The organism is Pseudomonas sp. PA-1-3F, from assembly GCF_021609665.1.
GTDB lineage: Bacteria > Pseudomonadota > Gammaproteobacteria > Pseudomonadales > Pseudomonadaceae > Aquipseudomonas > Aquipseudomonas paracarnis.
This window is the reverse complement of the sequence record NZ_WJZD01000009.1, coordinates 16,990-30,303: the sequence shown is the minus strand read 5'-3', so window position 1 is coordinate 30,303 and position 13,314 is coordinate 16,990. Positions and strand designations below refer to the sequence as shown.

The 13,314-nt window shown below is 60.3% G+C and carries 11 protein-coding genes; 3 read left to right on the top strand and 8 right to left on the bottom strand.

Annotated features, from left to right (window positions below; all coding sequences use genetic code 11):
• Nucleotides 1–16: 16 nt before the first annotated feature.
• Nucleotides 17–1,489 carry a betaine-aldehyde dehydrogenase gene (gene betB / locus GIV26_RS08105; protein ID WP_120247525.1) on the bottom strand — a complete coding sequence of 491 codons (1,473 nt, stop codon included), beginning with the start codon at nucleotides 1,487–1,489 and terminating at the stop codon, nucleotides 17–19.
• 110 nt (nucleotides 1,490–1,599) lie between these two features.
• The gene (gene betI / locus GIV26_RS08100) at nucleotides 1,600–2,193 is read right to left on the bottom strand and encodes a transcriptional regulator BetI (RefSeq protein WP_054898188.1); all 594 of its coding nucleotides are present in this window, start codon (nucleotides 2,191–2,193) and stop codon (nucleotides 1,600–1,602) included.
• A gap of 389 nt (nucleotides 2,194–2,582) precedes the next feature.
• On the opposite strand from betI, the gene GIV26_RS08095 reads away from it, so the two are divergent.
• The gene (locus tag GIV26_RS08095) at nucleotides 2,583–4,517 is read left to right on the top strand and encodes a BCCT family transporter (RefSeq protein WP_236280096.1); all 1,935 of its coding nucleotides are present in this window, start codon (nucleotides 2,583–2,585) and stop codon (nucleotides 4,515–4,517) included.
• Between the two features lie 155 nt (nucleotides 4,518–4,672).
• Here the strand turns inward: GIV26_RS08095 and choV are convergent, their stop codons facing one another.
• The 3 genes from choV to GIV26_RS08080 form a co-directional block, all read right to left on the bottom strand.
• Complete coding sequence (choV, locus tag GIV26_RS08090) at nucleotides 4,673–5,851, bottom strand: choline ABC transporter ATP-binding protein (protein WP_054922367.1); 1,179 nt, start codon at nucleotides 5,849–5,851, stop codon at nucleotides 4,673–4,675.
• A complete protein-coding gene (gene choW, locus GIV26_RS08085; RefSeq protein ID WP_003194913.1) occupies nucleotides 5,848–6,693 on the bottom strand; it encodes a choline ABC transporter permease subunit in 846 nt (281 codons plus the stop codon). Before choW ends, choV begins: the two co-directional genes overlap by 4 nt.
• Nucleotides 6,694–6,762: 69 nt before the next feature.
• Nucleotides 6,763–7,710 carry a choline ABC transporter substrate-binding protein gene (locus tag GIV26_RS08080; RefSeq protein ID WP_034128893.1) on the bottom strand — a complete coding sequence of 316 codons (948 nt, stop codon included), beginning with the start codon at nucleotides 7,708–7,710 and terminating at the stop codon, nucleotides 6,763–6,765.
• A 416-nt stretch (nucleotides 7,711–8,126) separates the two neighbouring features.
• On the opposite strand from GIV26_RS08080, the gene GIV26_RS08075 reads away from it, so the two are divergent.
• Both GIV26_RS08075 and GIV26_RS08070 read left to right on the top strand, forming a co-directional pair.
• A complete protein-coding gene (locus tag GIV26_RS08075; protein WP_236280026.1) occupies nucleotides 8,127–9,503 on the top strand; it encodes an L-serine ammonia-lyase in 1,377 nt (458 codons plus the stop codon).
• 525 nt (nucleotides 9,504–10,028) lie between these two features.
• Nucleotides 10,029–11,132 carry a GlxA family transcriptional regulator gene (locus tag GIV26_RS08070; RefSeq protein ID WP_003194907.1) on the top strand — a complete coding sequence of 368 codons (1,104 nt, stop codon included), beginning with the start codon at nucleotides 10,029–10,031 and terminating at the stop codon, nucleotides 11,130–11,132.
• Between the two features lie 87 nt (nucleotides 11,133–11,219).
• On the opposite strand, the gene GIV26_RS08065 is transcribed toward GIV26_RS08070, so the two are convergent.
• The 3 genes from GIV26_RS08065 to GIV26_RS08055 form a co-directional block, all read right to left on the bottom strand.
• On the bottom strand, nucleotides 11,220–11,483 hold the full coding sequence (locus GIV26_RS08065; protein ID WP_072435402.1) for a hypothetical protein: 264 nt from the start codon (nucleotides 11,481–11,483) through the stop codon (nucleotides 11,220–11,222).
• 222 nt (nucleotides 11,484–11,705) lie between these two features.
• Nucleotides 11,706–12,200, bottom strand: a complete 495-nt coding sequence (locus GIV26_RS08060) for a thioesterase family protein (protein WP_236280024.1) — start codon at nucleotides 12,198–12,200, stop codon at nucleotides 11,706–11,708.
• Between the two features lie 101 nt (nucleotides 12,201–12,301).
• Entirely contained in the window at nucleotides 12,302–13,267 is a 966-nt protein-coding gene (locus GIV26_RS08055) for an L-carnitine dehydrogenase (RefSeq protein ID WP_236280022.1), read from the bottom strand.
• Between the last annotated feature and the right edge of the window lie 47 nt (nucleotides 13,268–13,314).

Below are 13,314 nucleotides of genomic sequence, written 5' to 3'. Positions count from 1 at the left end.
CCAGGCCCATAAGGTGTTAGAACACCGAGGCGTAATCGCCCAACTCAACCTGTACCGATTTGATGCGCGTGAAGTTGTTCAGCGAGCTGATCCCGTTCTCACGGCCCACACCCGACTGCTTGTAGCCGCCAACCGGCATCTTCGCGTCGGACTCGCCCCAGGCGTTGATCCAGCAGATACCGGCTTCCAATTGGTGAATCACGCGGTGGGCGCGGTTCAGGTCCTTGGTCACCAGGCCAGCGGCCAGGCCGAAGTCGGTGTCGTTGGCGCGGCGGATCACTTCTTCTTCGGTTTCGTAGGTGAGGATGCTCATCACCGGGCCGAAGATTTCTTCACGCACGATCACCATGTCGTCGGTGCAGTCGGTGAACACGGTCGGGGCCACGAAGGCGCCTTTGGCGAAGTCGCCGTCGGTCAGGCGGTCGCCGCCGCACAGCAGGCGGGCGCCTTGCTCTTTGCCTTTGGCGATGTAGCCCAGCACGCTTTCCATGTGGGCGAAGCTGACCAGCGGGCCGAAGTTGGTGTTTTCGTCTTCCGGGTTGCCGATGCGAATACGCGCCACACGCTCGACGATCTTGGCTTCGAACGCGGCTTGCAGGTGCTTGGGCACGAACACGCGGGTGCCGTTGGTGCAGACCTGACCGGAGCTGTAGAAGTTGGCCATCATGGCGGTGTCGGCGGCGCGGTCGAGGTCGGCGTCGTCGAAAATGATCAGCGGGGACTTGCCGCCCAGCTCCATGGTCACGTCCTTGAGCGAGGAGCTCGACGCGCTGGCCATGACTTTCTTGCCGGTGTCGGTGCCGCCGGTGAAGGAGACTTTTTCGATGCGCGGGTGCTCGGTCAGCCAGGTGCCGACTTCACGGCCGCTGCCGGTCAGTACGTTGAACACGCCCGCTGGAACGCCAGCCTCGGTGTAGATCTCGGCCAGTTTCAGGGTGGTCAGCGAGGTGACTTCGCTTGGCTTGAAGATCATCGCGTTACCGGCAGCCAGGGCCGGTGCGGATTTCCACAGGGCGATCTGGATCGGGTAGTTCCACGCGCCGATACCGGCAACCACGCCCAGCGGCTCGCGGCGGGTGTAGACAAACGAGGTGTCGCGCAGTGGGATCTGCTCGCCTTCGATGGCAGGTACCAGGCCGGCGTAGTATTCCAGCACGTCAGCGCCGGTGACGATGTCGACGTACTTGGTTTCGGAGAAGGCTTTACCGGTGTCCAGGGTTTCCAGGGCGGCCAGTTCATCGTTGCGCTCGCGCAGGATGTCCACGGCACGGCGCAGGATGCGCGAACGCTCCATGGCGGTCATGGCGGCCCAGATTTTCTGGCCTTTTTCAGCGCTGACCACGGCACGTTCAACGTCGTCTTTGGTGGCGCGTTGCACTTGGGCGAGAACTTCACCGTTAGCCGGGTTGATGGCTTCGAAGGTGGCATCGCTGCCAGCGTCGCTGTAGCCGCCGTCAATGTAGAGTTTTTGCAGGTCGAAACGGGCCATAAAGTCCTCGCAAGTGCATAAGTGGTTGGCGTTACCCGCCGAACAGTGGGCCATGGGGGTGTGGCAACACTGAGCGGCGGACGTTCAGGGGTTGAGCATTTATAAGTGCTCTAACTCACCTGCTTGGCCAATTGGAAATCCATGTATTCGTAAGCGATCCGTTGCGCCTGCTCCGTGTCGAAAGCGTCTCCCGACAGGGCGCCGCGCAACCACAAACCGTCGATCAAAGCCGCCAGCCCGCGGGCTGCGCTGCGTGCCTCGGGTAACGGCATCGCACGGCGGAACTGGCAACACAGGTTGGAATACAGACGGTGATCGTTGATCCGCTGCAACCTGTGCAATGACGGGTGGTGCATGCTGGTGGCCCAGAAGGCCAGCCAGGTTTTCATTGCCGGGCCGTTGACCTGGCTGGCGTCGAAGTTGCCTTCGATGATCACCTGAAGGTGCGCCCGTGGGCTGTCATCCTTCAAGGCACGCCTGCGCTCTTGCACGTTCTCGATCAGCGCATTCATCAGGTAGCGCATCGTCGCTGCGATCAGGCCGTTCTTGTCCTGAAAGTAGTGGCTGATGATGCCGTTCGAGACGCCGGCCAGACGGGCGATCAGCGCAATGCTGGCATCTCCCATCCCGACCCGATCGATGGCCGTCAACGTGGCTTCGATCAACTGCTGGCGGCGTATGGGTTGCATACCGACCTTGGGCATGTAGCACCTCTCCTTAGGCCTGCCGATGGGCGATCCACGTCCGTCGGCTTGAGGGCCAGTCTATTTTGTTTTGATTGAACGTTCAATCAACAAAGAATAAGATCTGCGACAAATGGTCGCTGCCTACAGATGTTTCCTACCTGCGAGCTGCAACCTTCGACACCTGCAAAAACCCTTGAAACAGGCCACTTCAGAGCCTGATCACCGCTTAGGCGGGCTCAAGAATTTTGGGGTGTCTTTATAACACCCGTCCGTCGACTGCCGAAAAATCGATGTCCCGGGATAACCGTTGCCTTGTGTTTCTCTCTCGCACTGCCTGGAGCATCTGCGCCATGAGTTCTGCCTCTCTTATAAAGACCCCACCGGAAAAGGTCCGGGTCAACGGTTGGGTGTTCTACACCTCCACCGCGCTGATTTTATTGTTGACCGCCATTCTGATCGTCGCCCCGCAGGAGGCCGGGCGCATGCTCGGCGTAGCCCAGGCCTGGCTGTCGAAAAGCTTTGGCTGGTACTACATGGTGGTCATCGCTGCCTACCTGGTGTTTGTGGTCGGCCTGGCGTTTTCGTCCTATGGGAAACTTAAGCTGGGTGCGAAGGACGATACCCCAGACTTCAGCTACGGCGCCTGGGCCGGCATGTTGTTCTCGTCGGGTATCGGTATCTCGCTGTTGTATTTCGGTGCGTCCGAGCCGTTGGACCACTACTTCAGCCCGCCCGAAGGCGCTGCCGCCAGCAATGGCGCGGCACGCCAGGCGCTGCAGCTGACCTTCCTGCACTGGGGCCTGCACGGCTGGGCGATCTATGCGCTGGTCGGCCTGGCCGTGGCGTACTTTGCGTACCGTCACAACCAACCGCTGGCACTGCGTTCGGCGCTGTACCCGCTGGTGGGCGAGCGTTGGGTGAAGGGCGCGGCTGGCCATGCGGTAGACGGTTTCGGCATGTTCGTGACCCTGCTGGGCCTGGTGACCAACCTGGGGATCGGCTCGATGCAAGTGTCGTCGGGGCTGGAAAACCTGTTCGGCATGGAGCACAGCAATACCAATTTGCTGATCGTGATCATCGTGATGAGCACCGTGGCGACCATTGCCGCCGTGTCGGGTGTGGAAAACGGTATTCGCCGCCTGTCCAACCTCAACATCGTGCTGTTCAGCGGTTTGCTGATCTTCGTGCTGCTGTTCGGCCCCACCTTGCACCTGCTCAATGGCCTGGTGCAGAACACCGGTGATTACCTCAACGGTATCGTGCTGAAAACCTTCGACCTGTATGTGTACGAAGGCGACGGTGCCAAGACCGAACGCTGGATGGGCCTGTGGACCTTGTTCTACTGGGCCTGGTGGATTTCCTGGGCGCCATTTGTGGGCATGTTCATCGCGCGTATTTCCCGTGGTCGCACCGTGCGCGAACTGGTGGCTGGCGTATTGCTGATCCCGCTGGGCTTTACCCTGGCGTGGCTGTCGATCTTCGGCAACTCGGCCCTGGACCTGGTGTTGAACCATGGGGCGGTGGAGTTGGGCAAGACGGCGCTGGAGCAACCGTCCATGGCCATCTACCAGATGCTTGAGCATTACCCAGCGTCGAAAGTGGTGATCGGCGTGTCGATCTTCGTGGGCTTCGTGCTGTTCCTGACGCCTGCGGATTCCGGCGCGGTGATGATGGCCAACCTTTCCTGCAAAGGCGGCAATGTGGATGAAGATGCGCCGCACTGGTTGCGTATCTTCTGGTCGGCGGTGATCACCCTGGTGACCATCGGCCTGCTGTTTGCCGGCAACTTCGAAGCCATGCAAACCATGGTGGTGCTGGCGGGGCTGCCGTTCTCTGTGGTGCTGGTGTTCTTTATGTTCGGTTTGCACAAGGCCATGCGCCAGGACGTGGCCACCGAACAGGAGCAAGCGCAATTGGCTGAACGCGGGCGTCGTGGTTTCAGCGAGCGCTTGACGGCGCTGGACCTGCAACCGAGCCAGGCCACCGTGCAGCGCTTTATGGACAAGCACGTAACGCCGGCGTTGGAAGAAGCCGCGAGTGCGTTGCGTGATCAGGGCCTGGAAGTGCAGACCCTGCTGGGCAAGTCCAAGCGCTGCATCGGCGTGCGGATCGAGATGGACGAGGGCAACCCGTTTGTCTACGAAGTGAGCCTGGATGGCTACTCGGCGGCACCGGCTGACCTGCCTGAAGAAGAGCGCACCCGTTACTATCGTGCCGAGGTGTACCTGCACAACGGGCCGCAGGAGTATGACCTGATGGGCTTCACCCAGGAGCAGATCACCCGGGATGTGCTCGATCAGTTTGAAAGCCATCGGCAGCTCCTTGGCCGGGTCTATAGCTGATAGTTGAAGCCTGGTGGTGTCTTCCCTGACATGATCGTTCCCACGCTCTGCGTGGGAACACCGCCATGGACGCTCCGCGTCCCGCTCTTGAAGTCGTGACGCGGAGCGTCACAGGGTGCATTCCCACGCAGAGCGTGGGAACGATCCACAGGGTTCTAGCCCAGGTTCTTGCCCAGCAGGGCATGGTAGAGCTCACTGTCCCCCAGTATCCCCACCACCTTGTTGTTGTCATGCAGCACCAGCTTATTGCCTGTCTGGTAGCGAATCTGCAACGCATCGCGCATGCCGATGTTCGAGTCCACCAGCGTCGGTACGCGGCCCAATCCTTCCACGGCTTGCCCTGGCGCCCAGTTCTGCAGGTTCATCGTCACGCCATTCTGGCGTGCGCCCTGGATGGTGTTGCCTTCAGCCAGGTCCAGCCAAGAGTCGCCACCCGGATCAAGGCACACCGAACCATTCACACGCGTGCAGTTATCCAGGGTGCGCATCAGGCTGCGCCCGCACAGTACGTTCAACGGGTTGGTATGCGCGACAAAGGTGCGCACATAGTCGTCCGCCGGGTTCAGCACGATCTCTTCCGGCACGCTGTACTGGATGATCTTGCCGTCTTTCATGATCGCGATACGGCTGCCCAGTTTCAGCGCTTCATCCAGGTCGTGGCTGACGAACACGATGGTCTTGCTCAACTTGCGTTGCAGTTCCAGCAGTTCATCTTGCAAGCCTTGGCGGATCAGCGGGTCGAGGGCCGAGAAGGGTTCGTCCATCAGCAGGATATCGGCGTCCATCGCCAGGGCGCGGGCCAGGCCGACGCGCTGCTGCATACCGCCGGACAACTCGTCGGGCTTCTTGTTGCGCCATTGGCTCAGGCCCACCAGTTCGAGTTTCTCGTCCACCAGTGTGCGTCGTTCTTTCTCTGGGCGGCCCTGCATCTCCAGGCCGAAGCTGATGTTCTCGCGCACCGTCAGCCAAGGCATCAGGGCGAACTTCTGGAACACCATGGCGATGCGTTTGGTGCGCATCATTTTCAGCTCTGCGGGGGTGCAGGAGGCGATGTCGATCTGACGCCCTTCATGCTCCACAAACAGCTGGCCACGGCTGACGGTATTGAGGCCGTTGATGCAGCGCAGCAAGCTGGATTTGCCTGAGCCCGAGAGGCCCATCAGCACACAGATCTCGCCTTTCTCGATATCCAGGCTGGCGTTCTCGACGCCGACGATCTGCCCGGTCTTCTTCAGGATTTCGTTACGGCTCATGCCTTGGTCCAGCAGCTTGAGCGCTTCGCGTGGGTCTTTGGAAAAGATCACGTCGACTTTGTCGAATCGGATAATGCTCATGCATCACCCCCTACTTTAGCGTCGGGTTGTTTGCAGATACGGTCGAGCATGATGGCGAGCAACACAATGGCCAGGCCCGCTTCAAAGCCCAGGGCAATATCGGCGGTGTTGAGTGCGTTGACCACCGGCTTACCGAGGCCGTCGGCGCCTACCAGGGCCGCGATCACCACCATCGACAACGACAGCATGATGCATTGGGTAATGCCGGCGGCGATGCTCGGCATGGCGTGGGGCAGTTCAATGCGCGAGAGCAACTGGCGGCGCGAGCAGCCAAAGGCCTTGCCGGCGTCCATCAATTCTTGCGGGACGTCGCGGATACCCAGGTAGGTCAGGCGGATCGGCGCGGCAATCGCGAACACCACCGTGGAAATCAGCCCAGGCACCACACCCAGCCCGAAGAGGGTCAGGGTAGGGATGAGGTAGACGAAGGTCGGCACGGTCTGCATCAGATCGAGTACCGGCCGCATCATGGTGTAGAACATTGGTTTATGCGCGGCAACAATGCCCAGCGGCACACCGATGACCACGCAGACCAGGGTGGCGAACAGCACCTGCGCGAGGGTTTCCATGGTTTCCTGCCAGTACCCCAGGTTGAGGATCAGCAGGAAGGAGGCGATGACAAAAACAGTCAGTCCCCATTTACGTTGAATAAAGTGAGCCAGCAGCGCAATCAGACCGATCAATGCCAGTGGATTGAACCAGGTCAGCGCAAACGTCACGCCGTGGATCATCGTTTCCAGTGTCGATGCGATTGCGTCGAAGTAGTTGGCACCGTGTTGGGTCAACCAGTCGACGAAGGCAGCGATGTACTGGCCTAGTGGGATTTTCTGTTCAGTCAGCATGGTAGTGAATGTCCACATGCGAAGGGGAAAACATCCCAGGCCAGCGCACCGGCCTGGGGTCAGCGGGTGCTATTTGGCGAGGTAAGCTTTAACGGCATCGAGCCCTGGTTTGCCATCAACGGTGGTGACACCGGCGAGCCAGGTGTCGAGCACTTGCGGGTTCTTCTGCAGCCAGGCCTTGGCGGCAGCATCGGCCTTCATCTTGTCGTCCAGGACGTTACCCATCAGGGTGCTTTCCATGTCGAGTGTGAACACCAGGTTTTTCAGCAACTGACCAACGTTGCTGCATTCCTGGGTGTAGCCTTTGCGGGTGTTGGTGTAGATGGTGGCCTGGCCGTAGTTGGGGCCGAACGAGTCGTCACCACCGGTCAGGTACTTCATCTTGAAGCGAGTGTTCATCGGGTGCGGTTCCCAGCCGAGGAACACGATGGCCTGGTTGCGCTTGGAGGCGCGTTCGACCTGGGAGAGCATGCCGGCTTCGCTGGATTCGACCACCTTGAAACCGGCGGTTTTCAGGCCGAAGGCATCTTTGTCGATCAGCGTCTGGATGGTGCGGTTGCCATCGTTGCCCGGCTCGATGCCGTAGATCTTACCGCCCAGTTCATCCTTGAATTTGGCGATGTCGGCGAAGTCTTTCAGGCCCTTCTCATACAGCGCCTCTGGGACCGCCAGGGTGTACTTGGCGTTCTCCAGGTTGGCGCGCACGGTTTCCACGGTGCCGGCATCACGGTACTGCTTGATGTCGTTTTCCATGGTCGGCATCCAGTTGCCGAGGAAGATATCCATGTTCTTGCCGTCGGCCAGGGACTTGTAAGTCACAGGTACCGAAATCATCGTGGTGCGCGGCTTGTAGCCCAGGCCCTTGAGGATCTCGCTGGTGGTCGCGGTGGTGACGGTGATGTCGGTCCAGCCGACATCGGAGAAGTTGACGGTCTTGCACTGTTCCGGTTCTGCGGCGTGTGCCACGACTGGCAGACTCAGCATGGCGGCCAACAACAACGAGGGTGAACCTTTCATGTGGGTAGACTCCTGTGTCTTTTCTGGCGGCATTCGCCGCGCTTTATAAGTGTTGCGGTTGGAGCGTGCGACAACAGCTCTGGCGCGGTGCCTTGCAAACGAGTCGAGACTGATCATGTACCAGTGAAAATCTGACGCCTACAGGGGGCGTCGTATCCAGTACAGGGAGGGTCGCATCCAGTACCGATGACGTCGCTTACAGGTTTTTCCGAAGGTAAAACTGCTGTTTTTACCCTTCTGCACCGCAAAAAACGGCCAAAACTGGCGTTCGCACGCGAGCGCCGCTGGTGAGCATGAGTGCGTCGGTGTGAGACGCCGTGATGACGAATAAAAGCTTGATGATGCCGCCATCTGGGCGATCTGAGCGTAGCACCTCGTTCAAGCCCGGCCCGTGCTTATCGAGGAGTTCCACGTTAATGGCTATCAGCGTTTTCGACCTGTTCAAGATCGGCATCGGGCCTTCGAGTTCGCACACCGTGGGGCCCATGCGCGCCGCGGCGTTGTTCGTTCAAGGGTTGCGTGAGCGTGGGTGGCTGGAACAGGTGCAGCGTGTCGAAGTGCAACTGTACGGCTCGTTGTCGGCCACCGGCATCGGCCACGGCAGCGACACCGCCACCATCATGGGCCTGATGGGCGAGTGGCCAGACGCAATCGACCCCACGCAAATCGGCGCCCGTATCCACACCCTGCGCGAAACCGACACGCTGCTGCTGGACGGGCGTTTGCCGGTGCCCTTTGTGTGGGCGCGGGATATGCGCCTGCTCGATGAGAACCTGCCGTTCCATCCCAATGCCATGACCCTGGTGGTGTTTGGCGAAAACGGCGAGTTGCACCGCGACACCTATTACTCGGTGGGCGGCGGTTTTGTGGTGGATGAAGCCCAGGCCCAAAGCGGTGTGGCGGACATGGACCGCACCGAGCTGCCTTATGACTTTTCCAGTGCCGTGGAGCTGTTGCAGTTGTGCAAGACTCACAACCTGCGCGTTGCCGAACTGATGCTGGCGAATGAAAAAACCTGGCGCAGCGAAGAAAAAATCCGCAGCGGCCTGATGAAGCTCTGGCGCGCCATGCAAGATTGCGTGGAGCAGGGCCTCAAGCACGAAGGCATCCTGCCCGGCGGCTTGAACGTGCGCCGTCGCGCTGCCAAGTTGCACCGCAGCTTGCAGGAGCTGAACAAGCCCAATGTGATCGGCTCGACCTTGAGCGCCATGGAGTGGGTCAACCTGTTCGCCCTGGCGGTCAACGAAGAAAACGCCGCCGGTGGGCGCATGGTCACGGCGCCCACCAATGGCGCAGCGGGAATCATCCCGGCGGTGTTGCACTACTTTATGAAGTTCAGCGAAGAAGTCACCGAAGCCAACGTGGTCGACTACCTGCTGGGCGCGGCGGCGGTGGGCATCCTGTGTAAAAAGAACGCCTCGATCTCCGGTGCCGAAGTCGGTTGCCAGGGCGAGGTCGGTTCCGCGTGTGCCATGGCCGCAGCCGGGCTGGCGGAGATACTTGGTGCCACGCCGGAGCAACTGTGCAACGCTGCCGAAATCGGCCTGGAACATAACCTCGGCCTGACCTGCGACCCGGTGGGCGGCCTGGTGCAAGTGCCGTGTATCGAGCGCAATGCAATTGCGGCGGTGAAGGCGATCAACGCGGCGCAAATGGCGTTGCGGGGCGATGGCCAGCACTTCATCTCGTTGGACCGGGTGATCCGCACCATGCGTGATACCGGGGCCGATATGCATGACAAGTACAAAGAGACATCACGCGGTGGGTTGGCGGTGAGTGCGGTTGAATGTTGAGTCAGTGACATGATCGTTCCCGCGCTCCGCGTGGGAATGCCGCCCCGGACGCTCTGCCCATGGGTGACGCAGAGCGTCACAGGATGCATGCCCACGCAGAGCGTGGGAACGAGCTGAACAGAGGAGCATCATTGCTCACAAAGTGAACACCCCAGCCAAAATCGCCACCTTTTAGCGCGTCGCAAATAGATAAGTAGCTTCCGAACGAATTCCTACACGATCACACGCCTGATGTGCTTTGGGTGACAGACTCCTCCTACGCCCGCAAAGCGCCTTCCCACAAGTGCTACCGATCTGCTCACCCCCCTTGAACCCCGCCCGTTATGCGTCATATCCCGCACTTCACGCGTGGGCTCATATAGACGCATAAACAGGTCGTTTTCAGGAGTTCTTGAATAGCCATTCAATTTTAGGCATGGCATTTGCTCTATCAATTACAAAGCCTCTCCTTTTCAGGACGAGCGCAATAACAAGAGCCTCGCCTGAGGCCGCCACCCGCTTTGTGTGATGTGAGGAGATACCGCGATGACGTCGACCAACTCCGGGGCCCAACCCCAGAACCGTGCGCCTCAATCCATCGGCTTTTTGCTGCTGGACAATTTCACGCTGATTTCCCTGGCGTCAGCCGTGGAGCCACTGCGCATGGCCAACCAGCTGTCCGGCCGCGAGCTGTATCGCTGGACAACCCTGAGTGTCGACGGCAACCAGGTGTGGGCCAGCGATGGCCTGCAAATCACACCTGATGCCTCCATGCACAAAGCACCAGTGCTGGACACGGTCATCGTGTGCGGCGGCGTGGGTATTCAGCGCACCGTCACCCGTGAACATGTGTCGTGGCTGCAAAGCCAGGCACGCCAGTCTCGTCGCCTTGGCGCAGTGTGCACCGGCAGCTGGGCCCTGGCCTGCGCCGGCCTGCTCGACGGCTTTGATTGCAGCGTGCACTGGGAATGCCTGGCGTCGATGCAGGAAGCCTTCCCACGGGTGGCCATGAGCACGCGCCTGTTCACCCTCGATCGCAACCGCTTCACCAGCTCCGGTGGCACCGCGCCCCTGGACATGATGTTGCACCTGATCAGCCGCGATCACGGCCGTGAATTGTCGGCCGCCATCTCCGAGATGTTCGTGTACGAACGCATCCGCAACGAACAGGATCACCAGCGTGTGCCGCTCAAGCACATGCTTGGCACCAACCAGCCGAAGCTGCAGGAAATCGTCGCGCTGATGGAAGCCAACCTCGAAGAGCCAATCGACCTGGACGAACTGGCGGTGTATGTCGCCGTGTCGCGCCGGCAGTTGGAGCGGCTGTTCCAGAAATACCTGCACTGCTCGCCGTCGCGCTACTACCTCAAGCTGCGCCTGATCCGCGCACGGCAACTGCTCAAGCAGACGCCGATGTCGATTATCGAAGTCGCCTCGGTGTGCGGGTTTGTGTCTACGCCGCACTTTTCCAAGTGCTATCGCGAATATTTCGGCATTCCGCCACGGGATGAGCGCGTAGGCTCCAACACCACCCAGCAAGTAGCGATGATGCCGATTCCGCCGGCACTGGTGTTGTCACCGTTGTCGGGGCCGATGTCGGCGTTGAGCCAGGCGCGCAATGAGTCGACCTTTGCCAGTGTAAGGCTCTAGACCGAGCCGTCTGCATCGCAGGCAAGCCAGCTCCCACTTTGGAATGCGTTCCCCTGTGGGAGCTGGCTTGCCTGCGATGGCGGAGTTTCAGGCGCCAGAGTTCTGTTTGAACTGCATCAGCGCCGGCAGCAACTGCTTGTCGATCGCCTGCCTCACCGCCGGCAAAATCGTAGCGCTGCCGCTGTACATCTGTTCCACCATGCCCTTGAGCGCCTTGGCCCGCGCTTCGCTCAACCCGCGCACCGCACATTCGCAGGCCTGCTCGGCGGTAGCGCCGCTGGACACTTCAAAACCCAGGGAGCGCAGTTGGCTCAGCAGGTCATCCTGGTCAATCAAATCCGCGTGCATCATGACGGTCATCCTGGTGTAGGGAGCGGGAATGACTTGGATTCTGGTAGGCCCCAGGACTGGCGGCAAGGGCAGAATCCACCGATGGCTCGGATGGCTATGAACAGGTCGTTTTCGAGGTGCTTGACTCGGCCCGTAACGGGCACACTGAACCCAGGCACGCAGCTTGAAGGTTTGGTCACCCTCGAATGCACGGCTCACACAAAGCACTCTGCCCCGATCCCGTCACGGCTGGATCGGGGCTTTTTTTTGCGCGGGCAGCCCGATCACCCGGCCGAGCAGGGCTGGCCGGGGTAGATCGGTGTGTGCCTGGCTGAGAGCGATGAGTTTTTCCAGGGTCGCGCCGGCAAACGGCGCCGACTGCGGCCCGGCCAGATCGACATGCAGCAGCATCTGTTCGTTACCCGCCAACTCGCGCTCTTCGCCCACAAGGTGCAGGCTGTGATAAAGGTGCAGGCGCTTGGCGTCGTGGGCGATCAGTTGGGTATGCACCTCAACCTCGGCGCCGAGCTTTACCTCATGCAGATAGTTCAGGTGCAACTCCAGGGTGAACAGCGAGTGGCCGCTGGCTTCGCGGTTTTCGCTGTCCAGCCCCAGGGTGTCCATCAGCGCATCGGTGGCGTAGCTGAAGATCAGCAGATAGAACGCGTCACGCAGATGGCCGTTGTAGTCGACCCAGTCGGGCAGGATTTTAGTGGTGTAGGTGGTCAGTGCGGGCATGGCATGAATCCAATTCAGTGTGCGGTCAAATGTGCTGGCCGGCCTGCGATAGCAATGGTGAGGCCAACACCGCCATCGCAGGCAAGCCAGCTCCCACAGGGTTATTCGGCGAAGTTCATGCCGTGCTTGGCCTTGGTTGTTTTTACGGCTTCCAGCACCGCCAGCAGGCAGTCATCACGATAGCGCTCCAGCGCCGAGATGCTGTGGTTACCCAACTGCTCAGCGGTGCCATCGACCACATCATCAATCAGCTTTTCAGTCAAATCAGGCGCCGGTAGATAAGTCCACGGCAGCTGCAACGCCGGGCCGAACTGTGCCATGAAGTGGCGCATGCCGGCGTCGCCGCCCGCCAGTGTGTAAGTGAGGAAAGTGCCCATGAACGACCAGCGCAACCCGGCACCAAAACGAATGGCGTCGTCGATTTCGCCGGTGGTCGCCACCCCGTCATTGACTAGGTGCAGCGCCTCACGCCACAGCGCTTCCAGTAGGCGGTCGGCAATAAACCCCGGCACTTCCTTGCGCACATGCAAAGGGCGCATGCCGAGGGATTCATACACCTTGATCGCTGCCTGGATCGCCTCTGGCGCGGTGTTTTTGCCGCCCACCACTTCTACCAGTGGCAACAGGTAGACGGGGTTGAAGGGGTGGCCGACCACGCACCGTTCCGGGTGGGTAGAGCTTTCATAGAATTCGCTGGGCAACAGCCCTGAGGTGCTGGAGCCGATCAATGCGTTCGGCTTGGCCGCGGCGCTGATCTGGCTGTGCAATTGCAGCTTCAGTTCCAGGCGTTCCGGGGCGCTTTCCTGGATGAAGTCGGCGTCCTTTACGCAGTCTTCGATGGTAGTGACAAAGCGCAGGCGGTCCTGGGAGGCGCCTGGTGCCAAGCCCTGTTGTTCAAGGGCTGGCCAGGCGTTGGCGACGCGTTTGCGCAAGGCCGCCTCGGCACCGGGCGCGGGGTCCCAGGCCACCACATCCAGACCATGGGCAAGGGCACGGGACACCCAGCCGCTGCCGATGACACCGCTGCCCAACGCAGCAAAGGTTTTGATTTCGGTGATAAAGCGCATGGCATATTCCTAAAGTGTTCGATGAGCCTTTGTGGGAGCCGGGCTTG